General features: G+C 54.6%; 16 protein-coding genes. 8 read left to right on the top strand and 8 right to left on the bottom strand.

Going from position 1 to position 21,059, the window contains the following annotated elements; translation table 11 throughout:
- Positions 1–124: 124 nt before the first annotated feature.
- Entirely contained in the window at positions 125–697 is a 573-nt protein-coding gene (locus tag VW41_19175) for a TetR family transcriptional regulator (GenBank protein AJZ90981.1), read from the top strand.
- A gap of 55 nt (positions 698–752) precedes the next feature.
- Here the strand turns inward: VW41_19175 and VW41_19170 are convergent, their stop codons facing one another.
- Positions 753–3,509 carry a histidine kinase gene (locus VW41_19170; GenBank protein ID AJZ90980.1) on the bottom strand — a complete coding sequence of 919 codons (2,757 nt, stop codon included), beginning with the start codon at positions 3,507–3,509 and terminating at the stop codon, positions 753–755.
- A gap of 61 nt (positions 3,510–3,570) precedes the next feature.
- Between VW41_19170 and rumA the strand changes: the two genes are divergently transcribed.
- The 5 genes from rumA to eno all read left to right on the top strand — a co-directional run bounded on the left by rumA (position 3,571) and on the right by eno (position 11,381).
- Complete coding sequence (gene rumA, locus VW41_19165; GenBank protein ID AJZ90979.1) at positions 3,571–4,884, top strand: 23S rRNA methyltransferase; 1,314 nt, start codon at positions 3,571–3,573, stop codon at positions 4,882–4,884.
- A 51-nt stretch (positions 4,885–4,935) separates the two neighbouring features.
- Positions 4,936–7,167, top strand: a complete 2,232-nt coding sequence (gene relA / locus VW41_19160; protein ID AJZ90978.1) for a (p)ppGpp synthetase — start codon at positions 4,936–4,938, stop codon at positions 7,165–7,167.
- 168 nt (positions 7,168–7,335) lie between these two features.
- Positions 7,336–8,127: a nucleoside triphosphate hydrolase gene (mazG, locus tag VW41_19155; GenBank protein AJZ90977.1), complete on the top strand. Its 792-nt coding sequence runs from the start codon at positions 7,336–7,338 to the stop codon at positions 8,125–8,127.
- A 225-nt stretch (positions 8,128–8,352) separates the two neighbouring features.
- Entirely contained in the window at positions 8,353–9,990 is a 1,638-nt protein-coding gene (gene pyrG, locus VW41_19150) for a CTP synthetase (GenBank protein ID AJZ90976.1), read from the top strand.
- An 86-nt stretch (positions 9,991–10,076) separates the two neighbouring features.
- Positions 10,077–11,381 (top strand): enolase, encoded by a 1,305-nt coding sequence (eno, locus tag VW41_19145; GenBank protein AJZ90975.1) that lies wholly within the window; start codon positions 10,077–10,079, stop codon positions 11,379–11,381.
- 214 nt (positions 11,382–11,595) lie between these two features.
- Here eno and VW41_19140 read toward each other — a convergent pair whose 3' ends face one another.
- Both VW41_19140 and VW41_19135 read right to left on the bottom strand, forming a co-directional pair.
- Positions 11,596–12,294: an N-acetylmannosamine-6-phosphate 2-epimerase gene (locus VW41_19140; GenBank protein ID AJZ90974.1), complete on the bottom strand. Its 699-nt coding sequence runs from the start codon at positions 12,292–12,294 to the stop codon at positions 11,596–11,598.
- Entirely contained in the window at positions 12,291–13,847 is a 1,557-nt protein-coding gene (locus tag VW41_19135) for a PTS glucose transporter subunit IIB (protein ID AJZ90973.1), read from the bottom strand. Before VW41_19135 ends, VW41_19140 begins: the two co-directional genes overlap by 4 nt.
- A gap of 175 nt (positions 13,848–14,022) precedes the next feature.
- Between VW41_19135 and VW41_19130 the strand changes: the two genes are divergently transcribed.
- Positions 14,023–14,850: an RpiR family transcriptional regulator gene (locus tag VW41_19130; protein ID AJZ90972.1), complete on the top strand. Its 828-nt coding sequence runs from the start codon at positions 14,023–14,025 to the stop codon at positions 14,848–14,850.
- A 102-nt stretch (positions 14,851–14,952) separates the two neighbouring features.
- Here the strand turns inward: VW41_19130 and VW41_19125 are convergent, their stop codons facing one another.
- Genes VW41_19125 through VW41_19115 form a run of 3 tightly spaced genes read right to left on the bottom strand, consistent with a single transcriptional unit; the run spans position 14,953 to position 17,242 of the window.
- Positions 14,953–16,065, bottom strand: a complete 1,113-nt coding sequence (locus VW41_19125) for a peptidase M20 (GenBank protein ID AJZ90971.1) — start codon at positions 16,063–16,065, stop codon at positions 14,953–14,955.
- Positions 16,066–16,068: 3 nt separating this feature from the next.
- The gene (locus tag VW41_19120; GenBank protein AJZ90970.1) at positions 16,069–16,536 is read right to left on the bottom strand and encodes a hypothetical protein; all 468 of its coding nucleotides are present in this window, start codon (positions 16,534–16,536) and stop codon (positions 16,069–16,071) included.
- Positions 16,529–17,242, bottom strand: coding sequence for a membrane protein (locus tag VW41_19115; protein AJZ90969.1), 714 nt, complete (start codon positions 17,240–17,242; stop codon positions 16,529–16,531). The genes VW41_19120 and VW41_19115 overlap by 8 nt, the downstream gene beginning before the upstream one ends.
- A gap of 262 nt (positions 17,243–17,504) precedes the next feature.
- Here VW41_19115 and VW41_19110 point away from each other — a divergent pair, with 262 nt between their 5' ends.
- A complete protein-coding gene (locus VW41_19110; GenBank protein AJZ90968.1) occupies positions 17,505–18,176 on the top strand; it encodes a pyrroloquinoline quinone biosynthesis protein in 672 nt (223 codons plus the stop codon).
- A 45-nt stretch (positions 18,177–18,221) separates the two neighbouring features.
- Here VW41_19110 and VW41_19105 read toward each other — a convergent pair whose 3' ends face one another.
- The gene (locus VW41_19105; GenBank protein ID AJZ90967.1) at positions 18,222–19,700 is read right to left on the bottom strand and encodes a sugar kinase; all 1,479 of its coding nucleotides are present in this window, start codon (positions 19,698–19,700) and stop codon (positions 18,222–18,224) included.
- A gap of 26 nt (positions 19,701–19,726) precedes the next feature.
- Positions 19,727–21,025: a membrane protein gene (locus VW41_19100; protein AJZ90966.1), complete on the bottom strand. Its 1,299-nt coding sequence runs from the start codon at positions 21,023–21,025 to the stop codon at positions 19,727–19,729.
- Positions 21,026–21,059 lie beyond the last annotated feature (34 nt).

Genomic DNA, 21,059 nt, shown 5'->3' with positions numbered 1-21,059 from the left:
TATAGGCAGGCAAGGTCAACCGTCAACAAAATTTACGGTATGATAAAGAACATGACATTCAGCGATCGCGGCGTACCCGATGGCTGAAACCCTATCCATTCAGATAACTGGCTTGTGAGGAACCGTGGCTCGTCCAAAAAGTGAAGATAAACGATTAGCATTACTCGATGCGGCAACCGACGCGATAGCGGAGCTGGGATTAGGGGCGGCGACCTCTTTAATTGCCAGAAAGGCGGGGGTAGCCGAAGGGACATTGTTCCGTTATTTTCCCACCAAAGACGAGTTGCTGAACGCCGTTTATCTCCATCATAAGCAAGATCTTGGCAACGAGCTGATGAAAACCTATGACCGACATGCGCCCAGCAAAGAGCGCTCGAGAACGGTGTGGGGAAATTACATCGACTGGGGGCTGGTGAACGTCAATGCCCGCAAAGCGATGCGCCAGCTGGCGGTCTCCGGCAAGATCACGCCTGAAACGATGGAGCAGGTTTATCAGGCTTACCCTGATCTGCGCGATCTGTCGAAAGAGTGCGTGACTAACGAGGTGCTGACCGGCATTGAATCGGCATTTGCTGACGCCATTTTCTTTGGCCTGGCCGAAACCACGATGGAATTTGCCGGACGCTACCCTTCACGCAGGGATGAATACAAATCTGCCGGGTTTGACGTGATGTGGCGCGGAATGACTAAAGGCTAGTATGTTTGCTAAACGCGAGGAGGGAGCCGATTCCCTCTTCGCACCTGACTTACGTTCAAATCTGATACTTCTTCGCTTCCCGTGCGACATTGTCCATCTCATCCAGGAGTTCCAGAATTTCAGGCTCCATCTCCTCCGGCGATACACCGTGGCGCAGCTCGTGCTCCAGCGTCTGGCAGAGCTTTTTCATGCGCGGAACGCCGCTGTAACTGCAGCTCCCGTGCAGTTTGTGCACAATGTCAATCAACCCTTCGGGCTTATCGCCCACCAGCTGTTCTTCGAGGACATTTCTCACCTGCGGCAGAAACTCCAGCAGCATTTCAAGCATCTCTCGGGCGAGATCGGCTTTGTTGGCGGCCTGACGCAGCGCCAGATTCCAGTCCAGCGTTTTATTGATGTTGATCGCCGGTGGCACGGGCTCTTCCTGCTGAACGGGTAGCTGGCCGATGCTGCCCGGATGGTAGCGCATCAGCAGGCGATGCAGTTTTTCTTCTTCAATCGGCTTGGCGAGATAATCGTTCATGCCCGCGCTCATGAGCTTCTCTTTTTGCCCCGCCAGCGCGTGCGCGGTGACAGCAATCACCGGAGTTTGCTGGTGGTGCGGCAACTGGCGAATCAGCTCACAGGCGCGGATGCCATCCATTTCCGGCATCTGAATGTCCATCAGGATAATGTCGATGTTCATTTGCCGGGCGCGCTCCAGCGCCTGAGTGCCGCTTTCACACAGTACAACTTGCTGAACTCTGTCTTCCAGTAAAGCGCCGATCAGCTTCAGGTTGGCCGGGTTATCGTCCACCGCCATGACGGCCATCGGCAGCTTATCGCTATGCTCAACGAACGGCAGGGCCAGATTAGCTTTCGGGCAGCTTTCCAGCAGCATCGGGAACAAGCGCGTAGAGGTAATCGGTTTTAACAGGCAGCCCGCCACGCCCTGACGTTTCAGCTCTTCTGCGCCCACCTGGGTATGGCAGGGCAGTGCCAAAATCAGGCAATCTGCCATGGTGACTGCTTTCGCGAGCTTAGGGTTCGCCAGCGTGAGCGTTTCAGTAAATGTGACGGGAATTCCGCACAGCAAAATATCATAGTGCTCATCGGGCAGCCCGGAGAGCGACGGGCTGTGCACCACTTCCAGCGGTGTGTTTTGCAGTAAATTCAGGGTGCTCTGTGCGGCGGTGGTGTTTGGCTCGACATAGCCCAGGCGTTTGCCCGCCAGCTTGTCCAGTACCTGCCTGTCGTTCACGGCGTTCGGGTTCAGGTCAAGGCTGATGTGGAACCAGAACGTTGAGCCCCGATTAGGCTTGCTGTGGAAGGAGATATCGCCGCCCATTTCGTTCACCAGTTTCTGGGTGATAACCAGCCCCAGTCCGGTGCCACCGTGGCGGCGTGAAATACTGGCATCCGCCTGACGGAAAGCCTGGAAGAGACGAGATTGTTCCTGCTCAGGAATGCCGATGCCGGTGTCGTGGATCTGCATTTCAATCTGAACTTTGTTGTTCCCTTCCGCCCGTTTTTCCACGAGCAGGTCGATGTTGCCGGTTTCGGTGAATTTAATCGCGTTGCCTACCAGATTCGTGACCACCTGCTGCAGGCGCAGTGGGTCGCCAATGACGTTATCCGGCACGTCATTTTTGATGTTTAGCGTCAGCTCAAGGCCTTTGTCGTGGGCGGAATGTGCCAGCAGAGTCACCACCTCATCCAGGGTGTTGCGCAGCGGGAATGGAATGGATTCCAGCAGCAGCTTGCCTGCTTCTAATTTGGAGAAGTCCAGCACGTCGTTAATGATGGTGAGTAAGTTGTTGGCCGAACGTTCAATCGTGTAAAGATGGTCTCGCTGGGTCGGCGTCAGGTCGGTTTTTAAAGCCAGACGAGTGAAGCCAATGACGCCGTTTAGCGGCGTGCGTAGCTCGTGAGACATGTTTGCCAGAAACTCAGATTTTATACGGGCGGCTTCCTGGGCCCGCTTCTTGGCAAGATCGAGCTCCACGTTCTGAATTTCCATCTGCTCAAGGGTTTCACGCAGATCGGATGTGGCCTGATCGACGTTGTGCTGCATCTCTTCGTGATACGCGGTCAGAGACATTGCCATCGAGTTGATGCCGTTTTTCAGCATATCCAGCTCGCCCAGCATAAACCCTTCCACGCGGCTATCGAGCTGCCCGCGGCGAATGCGATCCACGGTATTCACCATATTGCGGATCGGCCCTGTTACGTCACGCATCAGGCGATAGGCAAACAGCATCGCAATACCGATACAGAACAGCATCATCAATGTGGAGATGAAGATCTCGCGGTACTGCTGCAGACGAACTGATTTGAGATCCAGCTCCATGGCGACGTAACCGAGGGTGCTGTTGCTCTGTTTGACGTTGGTTTCAGCGGATTCATCCGGCGAATATCTTTCGGAAATGATCGGCATTCGCAGGATCATAATGTCGCCTGCTCGGGTCACGGTGAGATCTTTCGGGGGCTTTTCCCCGTCAGGTAGCTTCAGGCGAGCGGCGTTATGCTGAAAATTAGAGGTGACGAACAGCTTGTTACTGTCATCGTAAATCGAAATGCCACGCACGATATCCGAATGGCGGCGGTGCAGCACGCTGACCAACTGGCGAATCGACTCCCGGCTGTGGAAGTTCATGCCGTACTCGCTGGAGACCGCCAGCGGCTCAATAATACTGGCGCCGGCATCTTCCAGCTGGCGCTGTAAGTCATTGTAACGATGGACAACGAAAAAGATGCTGAGCAGCAAACCGACCAAAAGCGTCGGGGCCAGAATCAGGATCATCATACGTGCGCGCAGGCTGTAGTTGGTCATGGGGTTCCGATATGGGACAATAAAAGCAACAGTGACATTTGAGAACACATCTACTTACATCATGGCGCAATTCTACTCTGCAAAGCGACGCGATACGAATCGTGAATTATTTACCGTGACGGTAACCGACCTTGATCCGTTCGGTCAGGGCGTCGCGCGTCATAAAGGCAAGGCGCTGTTTATTCGCGGCGCGCTACCCGGCGAACAAGTTGAGGTTCGCATTACCGAAGATAAGCGTAGCTACGCTCAGGCAGAGGTAAAGCGCCGTTTAAACGACAGCTCAGAGAGGGTGAAGCCGGGCTGCCCGCATTTTGGCGTTTGCGGCGGCTGCCAGCAGCAGCACGCGAGCGTGGCGCTGCAACAAGCGGCGAAGTCTAAAGCCCTTGGGCGCATGATGGGCGAAAGGGAACATCCTCGTCAGGTGGATGAAATTATCTCTGCCGCCCCATGGGGATATCGCCGCCGCGCGCGGCTGGGGTTGAATTACCAGCCCCGCACACAGACCTTACAGATGGGCTTTCGTAAGGCGAGTGATAAAGCGCTGGTGGATATTCATCGTTGCCCCGTGCTGGCGCCCCGGCTTGAAGCATGCCTGGAACCTTTGCGCCAGTGCTTGTCTGAATTAAGTATTGTTAACCGGCTGGGGCACGTTGAGCTGGTTCTGGCCGACGGTGGGCCGTTGATGGTGCTGCGTCATTTGGCACCGCTCAGCAAGGATGACCGGGAAAAACTGGAACAGTTTTCGCATTCCCATGGGGTGGCATTGTACCTTGCACCGGACAGCGACAGCCTGGAATCGTTGGCGGAGGAAGAGCCCTGGTATCATTCAGACGGGCTACGCTTAACCTTTAGTCCGCGTGATTTTATCCAGGTCAACGACGCGGTGAATCAGCAAATGGTGGCGCGGGCGATCGAGTGGTTGGAGGTGCAGCCAGAGGATCGGGTGCTAGATTTGTTCTGCGGAATGGGGAATTTTACCCTGCCGTTGGCAAAACGAGCCGCGGCGGTGGTGGGCGTTGAAGGCGTAGCTGCGCTGGTCGCGAAAGGTGAATATAATGCTCAGCGTAATTCGCTGAAAAACGTGACATTCTTTCATGAAAACCTGGAAGACGACGTGACGCGTCAGCCGTGGGCGCAACAAGGATTTACTAAAATATTGCTCGATCCGGCGCGTGCCGGTGCGGCGGGAGTTATGCAGCACGTCATCAAACTGGCCCCAAGCCGCGTGGTGTACGTTTCCTGCAACCCCACCACGCTTGCGCGTGACAGTGAAGCGTTACTGGCCGCCGGGTATCACATTAAGCGACTGGCAATGCTCGATATGTTCCCCCACACCGGGCATCTGGAGTCTATGGCGCTCTTTGAGCGTAATTGAAAGGGTTAATCAGGCACATTGGCCTGAGTGTTAGCCCGACAGGAGAGGATAATGGTTGCGGTAAGAAGTGCACATCTCAACAAAGCTGGCGAATTTGCGCCCGAAAAATGGATTGCAAGCCTCGGGATTTCCAACCAGCAGTCGTGTGAACGCTTAGCCGAAACCTGGGCGTATTGTGAACGCCAGACCAAAGGACATCCTGACGCTGAATTACTGCTGTGGCGCGGCGTGGAGATGGTCGAAATACTCTCGATGCTGAGTATGGACAACGATACGCTCCGTGCGGCGCTGCTGTTCCCGCTGGCGGATGCAGGCGTGGTCAGCGAAGAGGTGATGCTGGAAAGCGTCGGTAAGCAGGTGGTTACGCTGATTCACGGCGTGCGCGACATGGACGCGATTCGCCACCTGAAAGCGACCCACAACGACTCTGTTTCTTCCGACCAGGTGGATAACGTTCGCCGTATGCTGCTGGCTATGGTGGATGATTTCCGCTGCGTGGTCATTAAGCTTGCGGAACGTATCGCCCATCTGCGCGAAGTGAAAGACGCGCCGGAAGATGAGCGCGTGCTGGCGGCCAAAGAATGTACCAACATATACGCGCCGCTGGCGAACCGCCTCGGCATTGGCCAGCTCAAGTGGGAGCTGGAAGATTACTGCTTCCGCTACTTACACCCGGCGGAATATAAGCGTATCGCGAAACTGCTGCACGAGCGCCGGATCGATCGCGAACACTACATCGACGATTTTGTCGCCACGCTGCGTGCCTCTATGAAAGAGGATGGCGTGAAAGCCGAAGTGTATGGCCGCCCGAAACATATCTATAGCATCTGGCGCAAAATGCAGAAAAAACACCTCGCGTTTGATGAGCTGTTTGACGTGCGTGCGGTGCGTATTGTTGCCGAGCGCCTGCAGGACTGCTACGCGGCGCTGGGGATAGTGCATACTCACTTCCGCCATTTGCCGGATGAGTTTGACGACTACGTGGCCAACCCTAAACCAAATGGCTATCAGTCCATTCACACCGTGGTGCTTGGCCCGAACGGTAAAACCATAGAGATTCAGATCCGCACCAAACAGATGCATGAAGAATCTGAACTGGGCGTGGCTGCGCACTGGAAGTACAAAGAGGGCAATGCGCGTAGCGGTAGTTCTGGCCATGAAGACCGCATTGCGTGGCTGCGCAAGCTTATCGCCTGGCAGGAAGAAATGTCCGACTCCGGCGAAATGCTCGACGAAGTACGCAGCCAGGTCTTTGACGACCGCGTGTATGTGTTTACGCCGAAAGGGGACGTGGTTGACCTGCCGGCGGGTTCAACGCCGCTGGACTTTGCCTACCACATTCACAGCGATGTCGGGCACCGCTGTATCGGGGCGAAGATCGGCGGGCGTATTGTGCCGTTTACCTATCAACTGCAAATGGGCGACCAGATAGAAGTTATCACCCAGAAGCAGCCGAACCCGAGCCGCGACTGGTTGAACCCAAACCTGGGATATATCACCACCAGCCGCGGGCGCGCGAAGATCCACAACTGGTTCCGTAAGCAGGACCGGGACAAGAACATTCTTGCCGGCCGCCAGATCCTGGACGATGAAATAGAGCATCTGGGCATTAGCCTGAAAGAGGCTGAGAAAACGCTACTGCCGCGCTACAACTTCAATGAAATTGAAGAGCTGCTGGCGGCTATCGGCGGCGGGGACATTCGTCTCAACCAGATGAGTAACTATCTGCAGGCGCAGTTTAATAAGCCAAGCGCCGAAGAGCAGGATGCCGCCGCACTGCGCCAACTGACGCAGAAAACCTACTCCCCGCCGCAGTCGCGCAGTAAAGACAACGGCCGCGTAGTCGTTGAGGGCGTAGGGAATCTGATGCACCACATCGCCCGCTGCTGCCAGCCGATACCGGGGGATGAAATCGTTGGCTTTATCACGCAGGGACGTGGGATTTCGATTCACCGAGCGGACTGTGACCAGCTGGCCGAGCTGCAATCCCACGCGCCGGAACGTATCGTCGATGCTGTCTGGGGGGAAAGCTACTCCAGCGGTTATTCGCTAGTGGTTCGCGTCACGGCGAACGATCGCAGCGGCCTGCTGCGCGATATCACAACAATTCTGGCGAACGAAAAGGTCAACGTGCTTGGCGTGGCCAGCCGCAGCGATACGAAGCAGCAGCTGGCTACCATCGACATGACCATCGAGATCTATAACCTGCAGGTGCTTGGGCGGGTGTTGGGCAAACTCAACCAGGTGCCGGACATTATCGATGCCCGCAGGCTGCACGGCTAAGATATTGGCTCCTCACCCCGACCCTCTCCCCAAAGGGGAGAGGGAGAGCAACCATATTCAATTCAGTTGTGCTTCCCAAAGGCTGAGGGCGAACAATTCTACTCGATCCAATGCCTTCTCCCTTGTAGGGCGATGGCTAGGGTGAGGGTAAAAAAACAAGGAATAACAATGACTCAAATCGACCGCCTGCTCGGGATCATGCAACGCCTGCGTGACCCTGAAAACGGCTGCCCGTGGGATCGCGAACAAACTTTTGCCACTATCGCCCCTTACACTCTCGAAGAGACCTATGAAGTGCTCGACGCCATTAATCGCGAAGACTTTGACGATCTGCGTGGGGAACTGGGTGACTTGCTGTTCCAGGTCGTGTTTTACGCCCAGATGGGGCAGGAAGAAGGGCGCTTTAATTTTGAAGATATCTGTCAGGGTATCAGCGACAAGCTCGAGCGCCGCCACCCGCATATCTTTGCTGACGGAGACGCGGCAACCAGCGGTGAAGTGCTGGCGAGATGGGAGAAAATTAAAATCGAAGAGCGCGCGCAGAAGGCTCAGCATTCGGCGCTGGACGATATTCCCGACGCCTTGCCTGCGTTAATGCGTGCGCAAAAAATCCAAAAGCGCTGCTCGAACGTCGGCTTTGACTGGAAAACGCTTGGCCCGGTGCTGGATAAAGTGCACGAAGAGATCGACGAGGTGATGTTTGAGGCCCAGCAGGCCGTGGTGGATGAGGCCAAACTGGAAGAAGAAGTGGGCGATTTATTGTTCGCTACCGTCAATCTGGCTCGCCATTTGGGCACCAAAGCGGAAGTGGCGTTACAAAAAGCTAACCGAAAATTCGAAGCTCGTTTCCGAAAAGTGGAGGCGATTATCGCCGCTCAGGGGCTGACCATGGAGCAGGCTGGACTGGAAATTATGGAAAAGGCCTGGCAAGAAGTTAAACGCCAGGAAACTGATATCTAAAGCGTTTTTGCTACCAGCCGCACTTTTTAGCGCTTTTTATTTAACAAGCGATTGATTTGCGTCAAAAACATTTATCACGGAAGGGCTATTTTCTTAGCCTGACTGTGGTGCCGGGTTGATTTCCGGGGAACAGAATGAATGTTTGTGGCGCCCATGCTGTTCGGGTATACTACTTTCCCGTCCTGGTTATTCCATCGTCTTTAAACCTAACTTCTCAGGTTCAGCATGACAACGAACTATATTTTTGTGACCGGCGGGGTCGTTTCCTCTCTGGGTAAAGGCATTGCCGCAGCCTCCCTCGCAGCTATTCTTGAAGCCCGTGGCCTCAACGTATCCATCATGAAACTCGATCCGTACATCAACGTCGATCCGGGTACCATGAGCCCTATTCAACACGGGGAAGTGTTCGTTACCGAAGACGGCGCTGAAACCGACCTGGATCTGGGTCACTACGAACGCTTTATCCGTAACAAGATGAGCCGCCGTAACAACTTCACCACCGGCCGTATCTACTCTGACGTCCTGCGTAAAGAGCGCCGTGGTGACTATCTTGGCGCGACCGTGCAGGTTATCCCGCACATCACCAACGCCATTAAAGAACGTATTCTGGAAGGCGGCGAAGGCCACGACGTAGTGCTGGTTGAAATCGGCGGCACCGTCGGTGACATCGAGTCCCTGCCGTTCCTTGAAGCGATTCGCCAGATGGCGGTAGAAGTGGGCCGTGAGCACACCCTCTACATGCATCTGACGCTGGTGCCTTACATGGCCGCAGCCGGCGAAGTGAAAACCAAGCCGACTCAGCACTCCGTAAAAGAACTGCTCTCCATTGGTATCCAGCCAGACGTGCTTATCTGCCGTTCTGACCGCGTTGTACCGGCCAACGAACGTGCAAAAATTGCATTGTTCTGTAACGTCCCGGAGAAAGCGGTAATCTCTCTGAAAGACGTCGATTCTATCTATAAAATTCCAGGCCTGTTGAAATCACAGGGGCTGGACGATTATATTTGTAAACGATTCAGCTTGAACGCGCCGGAAGCCAATCTGGCAGAATGGGAACAGGTTATCTATGAAGAAGCCAACCCAACGGGCGAAATCACCATCGGTATGGTCGGTAAGTACATTGAACTGCCGGATGCCTATAAGTCGGTGATTGAAGCGCTGAAACACGGCGGGCTGAAAAACCGTCTGACCGTGAACATCAAGCTGATTGATTCACAGGATGTTGAAACCCGTGGCGTTGAGCTGCTGAAAGGTCTGGATGCGATTCTGATCCCTGGCGGCTTCGGCTATCGTGGCGTTGAGGGCAAGATTGCCACCGCACGCTATGCCCGTGAAAACAACATCCCATACCTCGGTATTTGCCTGGGTATGCAGGTTGCCCTTATCGAGTTCGCCCGTAACGTGGCGGGCATGGATAACGCCAACTCCACTGAATTTGTGCCAGACTGTAAGTACCCTGTGGTGGCATTGATCACCGAGTGGCGCGATGAAGAAGGCAACGTTGAAGTGCGCAGCGAGAAGAGCGATCTGGGCGGGACTATGCGCCTCGGCGGCCAGCAGTGTCAACTGACCGACGGCAGCCTGGTTCGTCAGATGTACGGTGAGCCAACAATCGTTGAACGCCATCGCCATCGCTATGAAGTCAACAACATGCTGTTGAAACCGATTGAAGCAGCTGGTTTACGTGTTGCAGGTCGTTCCGGTGATGACCAACTGGTAGAAATCATCGAGGTGCCAAACCATCCATGGTTTGTTGCCTGCCAGTTCCACCCGGAATTCACTTCGACTCCGCGTGACGGGCACCCACTGTTTGCAGGCTTCGTGAAAGCCGCCGGTGAGTACCAGAAACGCCAGGCGAAGTAAGCAGAGTTAGAACGGCAACGCGCGACATTATCGCGCGTTGTTTGTCTGGAGTTTTAGTTTAACGTTGTGACTTGAGGAAAACCTATATGTCCAAAATTGTGAAAGTGATCGGTCGTGAAATCATCGACTCCCGCGGTAACCCGACTGTTGAAGCCGAAGTTCACCTGGAAGGCGGTTTCGTTGGTCTGGCGGCTGCACCATCAGGTGCTTCTACCGGTTCCCGCGAAGCTCTGGAACTGCGCGATGGCGACAAATCTCGTTTCATGGGTAAAGGCGTACTGAAAGCTGTTGCTGCGGTTAACGGCCCGATCGCTGAAGCTGTGCTTGGCAAAGATGCTAAAGACCAGGCTAACATCGATAAGATCATGATCGATCTGGATGGCACCGAGAACAAATCCAAGTTTGGCGCAAACGCCATTCTGGCTGTTTCTCTGGCTGCTGCTAAAGCTGCTGCTGCCTCTAAAGGCCTGCCGCTTTACGCTCACATCGCTGAACTGAACGGCACCCCAGGCAAATTCTCTATGCCTCTGCCAATGATGAACATCATCAACGGCGGCGAGCACGCTGACAACAACGTTGATATTCAGGAATTCATGATTCAGCCTGTTGGCGCGAAAACCCTGAAAGAAGCGGTGCGTATCGGTTCTGAAGTGTTCCACAACCTGGCAAAAGTACTGAAGTCCAAAGGCATGAACACTGCTGTAGGTGACGAAGGTGGCTACGCGCCTAACCTGGGTTCCAACGCAGAAGCGCTGGCTGTAATCGCTGAAGCGGTTAAAGCAGCAGGCTACGAGCTGGGCAAAGATGTTACCCTGGCAATGGACTGTGCAGCGTCTGAGTTCTACAAAGACGGCAAATACGTTCTGGCTGGCGAAGGCAACAAAGCGTTCACCTCCGAAGAGTTCACTCACTTCCTGGAAAACCTGACCAAAGATTACCCAATCGTTTCTATCGAAGACGGTCTGGACGAATCTGACTGGGCTGGTTTCGCATACCAGACCAAAGTCCTGGGTGACAAAATCCAGCTGGTTGGTGACGATCTGTTCGTAACCAACACCAAGATCCTGAAAGAAGGTATCGAAAAAGGTATCGTTAACTCCATCCTGATCAAATTCAACCAGATCGGTTCCCTGACCGAAACTCTGGCTGCGATCAAAATGGCTAAAGATGCTGGCTACACTGCGGTTATCTCTCACCGTTCTGGCGAAACCGAAGATGCGACCATCGCTGACCTGGCTGTGGGCACCGCTGCTGGTCAGATCAAAACTGGTTCTATGAGCCGTTCTGACCGCGTTGCTAAGTACAACCAGCTGATTCGTATCGAAGAAGCTCTGGCTGCACAGGGCACCCCAGCTCCGTTCAACGGTCTGAAAGAAGTTAAAGGTCAGTAAGTTCTTACTGCTGCTCTAAACTTTGAAAAACCCGCTTCGGCGGGTTTTTTTTACTTTACGAAAACCTTTCAGCGGCCTGGGATAACGCGTTAATTGGGCTTACATCATTACCCCGGTCATCGTCACACGAGCCCTTATCGTATCACCGGCGATAAAGCTTATGCTTTAAGAGCAGGCCGGTTCAACCCACCAGCGCCGAACCGACCCTCGTTGACTAATCCAGAGCTGAAATGGCGTCTACAAAACGGCGGGTGATTTGCTGTGGACGAGTAATCGCCCCACCCACCACTACTGCATAAGCCCCCAGAGCCAGGCAATGTGCCGCCATTTCCGGCGTGTCTACATTCCCTTCGGCGATAACAGGCACGTCAACGGCGCTCACGACCTCGCGTAAGAAACGGCAGTTATCGGCCGCAAGAATTTGCCCTTTGCTTTCCGGCGTATAGCCGTGCAGGGTCGTCCCCACGCAGTCAAAACCGAGTTTCGCCGCCTGTCGGGCTTCTTCAACTGTGGCAATATCCGCCATCAGGAGCAAATCCGGATAACGCTGGCGAATCGCTGCCACCAGCTCTGACAATGTGTGCTCACCCGGCCGCTGGTGGCCGGTGGCGTCGAGAGCAATCATCGCCGGCTCTGCCGCCATAAGCTCATCAACTTCTTTCAAGGTTGGCGTGATGTAAACATCACTCCCTGGATAATCCCGTTTGATGATGGCAATCACCGGTAAATCTATGGTTTCTATAATCGTTTGTACGTCAATGAGGCTGTTAGCACGAATAGCCGCGGCGCCGCCCTGAAGGGCTGCTAACGCCATACGAGACATAATAAACGGGCTGTGGAGGGGTTCATTTTCCAACGCCTGGCAGGAGACGATAAGCTTCCCCTGCACCTGCGACAACATGGAGGGTTTCATAAGGCGAGTAGCTCCTCTACTTCATTTTTGATGATGGTAACGTGGGGCCCGTAAATCACCTGGACGCCCTTGCCGCGAACAATAACGGCGCGTGCTCCCGTTTGTTTCAGTAAGACCTCATCGACCAGGTCTCCGTTGTTCAGGGTCACACGAAGCCTGGTCGCGCAACAGTCCAGTTCAGCAATGTTCTCTTTGCCCCCCAGCGCGGTAATGATCTGCTGTGACCGCTCGCTGGCGTTGACTTCCAGAGCTTCCGTCGCACCATCTTCACGGCCCGGCGTTTTGAAATTGAAGCGGGTGATAACAAAGCGGAAGGTGAAGTAGTAGAGGAAGAACCAGGGAATACCGACCATTGGCACATACAGCCAGTGCGTTTTTGCCTCGCCCTGCAGCACGCCGAACAGGATGAAATCGATAAAACCACCTGAGAATGTCTGGCCGATCGTAATGTGCAGAATATGCGCGATCATGAAGGCCAGGCCGTCGAACACCGCATGGATGACGTACAACACAGGAGCAATAAACAGGAATGAAAACTCAATCGGCTCGGTGATACCGGTGAGGAAGGACGTCAGCGCCGCCGAAAGCAGCAGCCCCGCGACCCGCTTGCGGTTTTCTGGTTTAGCCGTGTGGTACATCGCCAGACAGGCGCCCAGCAGGCCAAACATCATGGTAATAAACCGGCCTGACATAAAGCGCGCAGTCCCGATGTAAAACTGTTGAGTATTCGGGTCGGCCAGTTGGGCAAAGAAGATACGCTGCGTGCCTTCTACCAGATGGCCATTAATCATTTCACTCCCGCCCAGCGCCGTGGTCCAGAATGGCAGGTAAAAAATATGGTGCAGGCCGAACGGGCCAAGCATACGCAGCACAAACCCGTAGATGAAGGTACCCAAATAGCCGGTAGCATCTACCAGGCCACCCATACCAAAGATAAGCTTTTGGAAATGCGGCCAGACAATCATCATCACCGCCCCCGCCAGAATCGCCGCCAGGGAACTGATAATGGGGATAAATCGTGAGCCGCCGAAGAAGCCGAGGAACTGAGGTAGCGCAATTTTGTTATAGCGGTTGTGCAGCCCCGACGTAATTAGCCCGATAACGACACCCCCGAACACGCCAGTTTCCAGCGTCTGAATACCGAGAGCCATTCCCTGCCCGACAGCGCCTGGATTCGATGAGGCAAGAGTTCCTGTCAGGGTTAGCAGGGCATTAATGGTGGCATTCATTACCAGATAGGCCAGCAGAGCGGCCAGTCCGGCAGTGCCTTTGTCTCCCTTTGCCAGTCCTACTGCTATCCCCACGGCGAACAGCACCGCCAGGTTTGCAAACACGATCGATCCTGCGCTGGCCATGATGGTGAAAATGCCCTGTAGCCAGGCAATATCAAGAAACGGGTAGGCCTTGACCGTATTAGGGTTAGACAGTGCGCCGCCTATCCCCAGGAGCAAACCGGCTGCGGGCAACACCGCAATGGGCAGCATGAACGATTTACCGAACCGCTGTGCTTTTTCAAACCAGCCTCCGGAAGAGGCTCCGCTAAACGCTGACATAAATTTTCCTCTCGACAAATTATTATGGTGAAAATTTTTATCATAATTGAATTTGTGATCTGAAAATTATTATCGGAATACCGATCGCCATCACAAATAATCGAATATGCTGGCGCTGTTGGACCGCTTTCCGCCACACTATGCAGAGTTGATTCAGTAAGGCGGACGAGTGTTGATGACGGACAATGAGAATATTTTGCTGCACCTGCGGCAGGGGCTGCCGGGCTACAGTCCGACGCTGCAAAAGCTGGGGGATTTCATTCTGACCCAGCCGCAAAAAGTGCTGTACCTGACCATCACGGAGCTGGCAAAAGAAAGCGATACCAGCGAGGCCAGCGTGACGCGTCTTTGCCGTAATCTGGGCTGCAAGGGCTATACCGAATTTAAAATGGCGGTGGCGCTTGATGTTCAGCAGGGGCAGCCTCAGGCAGTCTCACAAGGGGACAGCATTGATGAGCTGGTACAGGAGTCCGTCCAGGCCCTCATCGATACCGGAAAATTGATAAACCGCGAGGCGCTCAGGCACGCGGGTCTGGCATTACATGAAGCATCATCCGTACAGATTTACGGCGTTGCCGCCAGCGCTATTATTGGGGATTACCTGCATTACAAATTGCTGCGCCTGGGGAAATCTGCCCAGCTGTTTAGCGATATGCATCGGGCCGCGATGAACGCCGCTACGCTGGCGGAGCAGGATTTAGCCATCGTTATTTCCAGCTCTGGTTCAACCAAAGACCTGCTTCATGCGGTGAAAATTGCCAAAAAACGCCACGCTCGGGTCATTCTCTTGAGCAATACGCTGCGTAGCCCGCTGGCAGATTTAGCCGACCTGTTGCTCGTCGCCGCCAAACCTGAAGGGCCTCTGAGCGCCGGTTCGCTAAACGCTAAAGTTGGCGCCATGCTGCTGGTCGAAGTACTGGTTAATGAGCTGATCACCCACGGTAGCCATTACGCACAGGCCAGCCAGCAGACCGCCAGCGCAACCCTGCCGCTGCTGATCTAGCCTGCGTCAGGATCTCATTAACGCGCTCCGGTTTGCCGCCGGGAGCGCAGGGCGATAGAGGCTTAAAAATACGGGAGGAGGCCGGGAGTCCCCGGCCTTTTTTTACAGCGAGCGGATCACTTCCCGCAGCAGGCGAACCCGAGGTTCGATACTGCTCAGCTCCAGATATTCGGAAGGGGAATGGAAACCGGCGCCTACGGGGCCAAATCCGTCCAGGGAAGGTACACCAAGGGCCGCCGTGTGGTTGGCGTCCGAGCCACCACCCACCGCCTGCCAGCGGACTTCCACGTCGACAGCCTCGCCGGCTTTTTCCACCAGCTTCATCAGTTTTTCCGTTTCGGCAGAAGGCGCCATGGCGGGCGTTTGCGCCTGCTGTTCGACGGTGGTTAACACCTCGGGCTCGAACTGGCGCTGGCTGAACGACTGAATGGCCTCGTTAACCCGCAGATATTCATCATTATCATTGAAGCGGAGATCGACAATCATCTCCGCATGATCCGCCACTATATTCGCCCCGACGCCGCCGGAAATTACGCCGGTGTTCAGCGTGGTGCCCTTCGTCATATCGGCCAGGTCGCTGATTGCCAGCACCGCGTGAGCGAGCGCTTTAACCGCAGAACGGCCTTTTTCCGGATCGTTACCCGCATGGGCAGCTACGCCTTTAAAAGCCAGGCGGTAACGGGCCATGCCTTTTCTGGCTTTCACCAGAGAGCCGTCGGCTCTGGCGGCTTCGCACACCAGCACACAGCGGCTACGTTTTGCTATGCTGCCTATCCATTCGTGCGAATGGGCCGAGCCAGTTTCTTCGTCCGGGTTCATGGTGACGGCGATAGCGAGCCGCTCAAGATCGGCTTTATCCAGGCTGCGTAAGGCCCAAAGAATAGATAACAATCCGCTTTTCATGTCTGACACGCCAGGCCCATAGGCGCGATCGCCTTCGATGCTGAAAGGGCGCTCTGAGACGGTTCCCGGTGGGAATACGGTATCCATATGCCCCACGAGTAAAACGTCATACTGCCCGGCGTTGGGTTTATTCGTGGCAAACAAACCTGGGCCCACTTTGTTTCCTAGATCAACGCTGTCGCAGTGCCAGTTTTCTGACAGATACCATTGCTGAAAGATACGGCTGACCTCTTCCACGCCAGCAATGGTTGCGGTGCCGCAGTCGATATTCACGACCCTTTTTAACTCTTGAAGATACTGTTTCAGATCCATGGGTTACTCCAGAATAAGCACGCGCATGATAAGCATGGCGCAAAATGCGTTGAGCACGGAAAGGGCTATCATCAGTGGAATGCGTTTCGCCGGAATGCCAACAACACCGAGAATACGCCCGGCGTACTGCACCTGAGAGCCCATCAAATAGATGGCCGGCGCGAGAATAGCCAGATGCTCTCCGCTGAGGATCCCTCTTTCAAACAGGCTGATGGCGACGCCTACGCCCCCGCCCATCGACATCCAACCGCCGATGAGTACCGCCGCGGCTTCTCCGGGCAGCCCAAAGAGTTTCATTACCGGGCCAAACAGCCACGCCATGCCCTGTAGTGCGCCCGTGAGCTCAAGGGCATAGATAATAATGAATGCCATCAACACATTGGGCAGCGTGCTGGTTGTGGCTATAGTCCAGCCTTTGCGCGCCCCGGCAACAAAGACATCGGTGATCATCGGTTTTGCTGCATCAGCCATGTTGCACCTCTGTTTTTGCTCTACGCTCTGTGACGTTCAGGACCAGGCGCATCATGTTTGCCCCCACGATTTTCATAATGAACATCACGGCGACGCACATGCCGATGGAGCTTGGCACGGCCTGGCTGCCGTCAACGGCGATCAGCGTGAAGAGCACCGCCCCGGAAGAGAAAAAGTTGGTGATCATGGCCCCGGCGGAAAACTGGAACATGGTGAACACGGTTTTTTCTTTTTCGGTAATCTGGCCTTCATCAGCAAGCACCCGAGTGAGGGATGCGCCAACGTCGGTACTTTGCAGACTGCCGATTAGCGCAAGGCCAGTGGCTCCGGGAACGCCGAGCAAGGGCCGCAGCATAGGCGTCAGCAGTTTTCTTGCTGCGCGCAGTGCGCCGTAGTGTTCGAGGACGTTAATCATGCCCAGCGCAAACATTACGGCAGGAATCAGGCCGAACGCGAAGAGAAAGCCGTCCATTGCGCCGTACCCACCGTTGCCGCGGAAGGCACTTTTAGCGACATCCAGCGATTCTCCGGCGGGGTTAACGCCGCTGACAACCTTGCCGAAGGCGCCGTTTAGCGTGGTGAAGTCAAACACCCCGTACCAGTTTTTTCCGCCTAACAGGCCAGAGAAAAAGACCATCGCAAACAGCAGGCTAATCCAGGCGGCGGGCCCAACTCTTTGCTGCCCGGGAACAGAAGAATCATCCATTTATCATTTCCTTATGTGATTTCAGGGGGAAAGCCAGAGGGATGCTAAAAGTTAGCAATACGTGCTGTTATGACGGCGATCAACATGAGGAGCGAACGTTTCATCACCATAAGAAAGTTGAGAGCTGGCACACAGTAACCGTGGAAATGGTGGTTTTGAGCGTGGCCTGAGCAACAGGCATCGCGGTAGCACAGCCGCTTTCGCATGATCTCCAACGCCAGTTCTGCGATAATTACTTTTTGTGACTATGACTGAGATGATTATGCAGTACCCGATTAACGAGATGTTCCAGACCCTGCAAGGGGAAGGCTATTTTACCGGCGTGCCCGCCATTTTTATTCGCCTGCAGGGTTGCCCGGTAGGCTGCGCCTGGTGCGATACCAAACATACCTGGGATAAGCTCGCGGATCGTGAAGTGTCGCTGTTCAGCATTCTGGCCAAAACCAAAGAAAGCGATAAATGGGGTGCGGCAAGCGCCGAAGATCTGCTGGCCGTCATTGGCCGTCAGGGCTATACCGCGCGGCATGTGGTGATAACCGGCGGTGAACCTTGCATTCACGACCTGACCCCGCTGACGGATTTGCTCGAGAAAAACGGGTTTAGCTGCCAGATAGAAACCAGCGGGACTCACGAAGTACGCTGTACGGCAAACACCTGGGTGACGGTTTCCCCGAAGGTGAACATGCGCGGCGGCTACGACATTCTCTCCCAGGCGCTGGAGCGTGCGGATGAAATTAAGCACCCGGTAGGGCGCCTGCGTGACGTTGAAGCGCTGGACGAACTGCTGGCTACGCTGACGGATGAGAAAAGCCGTATCATCGCATTGCAGCCGATCAGCCAAAAAGATGACGCGACGCGCCTGTGCATTGAGACCTGCATCGCACGCAACTGGCGTCTGTCGATGCAGACGCACAAGTATTTGAACATTGCCTGATGCGCAAAGCCGGGTGCGGTAACCACACCCGGCGTAAACCGCTAGTTAAGCGTTGGACCAGCTTTGAATCGAGTCCGTGTTATCTAACTCCCCGTGCATCACCTGATACGATTTTTTCAGAATAACGTCGGTGTGCTGCGTTAACTCCCTGAAAATCCCCTTATTTAGCGACTCATAGCGTTTAGCGTTGTTTTCTATCGGCACAAACACATCTTTGACCCGCACCATTTTTTCGACGGCGGTTTCATAGCTGGTATACAGCCCCAGCCCGACGGCGGTGTTGATAGCCGCCCCCAGACTCGCGCAGCCGTTGATCTCGTTACGCCTGACCGGCAGGTTGAATACGTCGGCAAAGATCTGCATAAACAGGTCGCTGTTGGAGCCGCCGCCGGTGATGATTACCTGTTTGGCAAAATGGTCCATTTCATGGCACATATTGTCGTAGTTGTTTTTCAGCGTCAGGGCGATGCTTTCGAGGATAGAGCGGTAAATCCACGCGTAGTCCATGCTGGAATCAAAGCCTATCATGATCCCACGCTTGAACGGTTCCCACGGATTAGTCAGCCAGTCCAGCACGGTCATCAGGCCGTTGCAGCCGGGTGGCACCAATGCAGCTTTCTGATTCAGCAGCCCTTCCGGGGAAAGATTTTGTGCTTTCGCGTCCTGAATCAGCGACTCGCCGAGCATGTCCCGCAGCCAGCTTACCGTCCACATTCCCTTACGAATGCCGTAGCCTTCATACAGCAGCGTTTCCGGAATAGACGACATAATTGGCCACCAGGACACCGGGGCTTTCGGCAGCGCTTTGCCGTTCATCATCAGCGCGATATAGGTGCCGAGAGAAATCACCGCCGTTTCGTCATCCAGTAGGCCAGCCCCAAGCGCTTCTACCGGCTTATCGCTGGTGGTGCAAACTACCGGCAAGCCAGCCGGGAAGCCCGTGGCCTTCGCCGCGGTTTCGGTCAGATGGCCGATGACCGTGCCCGGCATCTGAACATCAAACAGCATGGTGCGCGGAATATTAAATTTCTTCAGCACTTCGTCGTCGTCACTCCACGTCCACGTTTTGTAGTCCACCGGCCACTGGCCAAAATAGTTGGCAATGTTGTCTTTGAACTCGCCGGTTAAGCGATGGGACAGATACCCCGAGAATGAAGTAACCCATGCGACATCAGGATTTGTGTGCTCGTAGGGGCGAGTGACGCGCGCATCCTGCCAGCTGATCAGCGGCTCAGCCGGAGTGCCATCGGCTTTTAGTAAAGCCCGACAGCAGCGTATGGAGCCGAGCCCAATCCCGACGATGGCATTCTTGTCGCCCGTGAAGTGGCTCATTAAATCCTGCCCGGCGCGGCACAGTGAGTCCCACAGGTCGTCGTCAGGGTGTTCGGCGGTATCCGCGTCTGGCGTGTACATCGGCTGGAGCTGCCCCTTGCCTTCGCAGACGATATTGCCTGCCAGATCGTACATCACGACTTTTGTGCTCTGGCTCCCACCATCAATCCCAATGATGTATTGCTTCGACATTGCCTTTCTCCTTCAATTTTCCCTCATCACTCGCCCGTTGCGGCCAGCGATGCCAATTTTTCCTGCGCAGTGTCGGCGGCGCGAATTTTGCGAATCAGCAAAAAGGCAAACACGATGACCATGCACAGCGCGGCTAATCCCATCAGCCACATGTTGCGGTAGGCTTCCTCGGCAGGAAGCGTGTCCTGCCAGTGGCCGACCAGCGGGTAAACGAACACGTCCGGCAGGAAGCCTATGACCGAACAGATACCGACGGTGGTACCCATAATGTAGGGCGGCGTTCTGGCTTCACCAGGGCAGGCCCAGTACAGCCCGCGTGAGGCGTAGCAGGTGAAACCCAGCAGCAAAATAAGCCCAATGCCCATCGCAACAGACTGAGGGTTGGCATTGGTCGCCAGCAGCGCAACCAGCGCGACGGCGCCAACAATAGAAAGCAGCTGCACAACGCGTGTGGGTGACTTAATTCTGCTGTAGGTTGTAATAATGCCGCCCAGCGGGCCACAAACGGCGCGGAAGATTTTATTTATCACGATGCCCATGTAGCTGGCTGCCACTAGTGACATGCCGTACATCTCAGTCAGGTAGTTGGTGGAATAACTCAGGATCGCATAAATCGTGTAGACCCCGAAGATCACCATACTGCAGTACCAGGTGGTGCTGATGCGTAAAACGGACAGGATATCCTTGAGCTGGAAGGCCGGTTTTTTCGCTTCCTGAGCATTCTCTGTACGGCCAGTAAAACCGTCGCTGACGAAAAACCAGCACAGCACGCCGAGCGCTATATAAACGCCGCTGTAGATAAGGATGACGGCTTTAAGGCTGTTGGCATCTTCCGGCGCGAAGCGCGAGAATACCCACATGGTGAACACCGCCAGCGCCATCACGCCGACGCCGCGCAGGCCTTCCATCCAGCCCATGATTTTTCCCTGTTCACTATGATCGCCCAACAGGGAAGCTGCCTTGATGGAGACCGACCACAGCATCAGAATTGTGGTCACAGCGAAGGCGACCTGAATGACGATCATCACCCAGAGCGGCGGGTAGAAGGCCATAACAATTCCCAACAGGCCGGTGGCAATCATAGCCAGCGTCATCATTAAGCGATGCGAGAATTTATCGGCAATGATCCCGCTAGGCGCATAAAGGATAATTGCGGTTATTCCGAAAGTGCTCATAATTAAGCCTATTTCGGTATTGCTAAATCCCATGAATTTTGCCATTGGGATTTGGTAAATATACCTTAAATAAGCAAGGTCAAAACTTACGCCACCACTGATACTTATTATTGCCAGCGTTAGCCAGCGACGAAAATTTGAATCACGCATGGTGTGCTCTCAGTGAGTAGGATTGTTAAAGACA

It is taken from the genome of Klebsiella michiganensis (assembly GCA_000963575.1).
GTDB lineage: Bacteria > Pseudomonadota > Gammaproteobacteria > Enterobacterales > Enterobacteriaceae > Cedecea > Cedecea michiganensis_A.
This window is presented reverse-complemented; position numbering and strand designations above follow the sequence as displayed.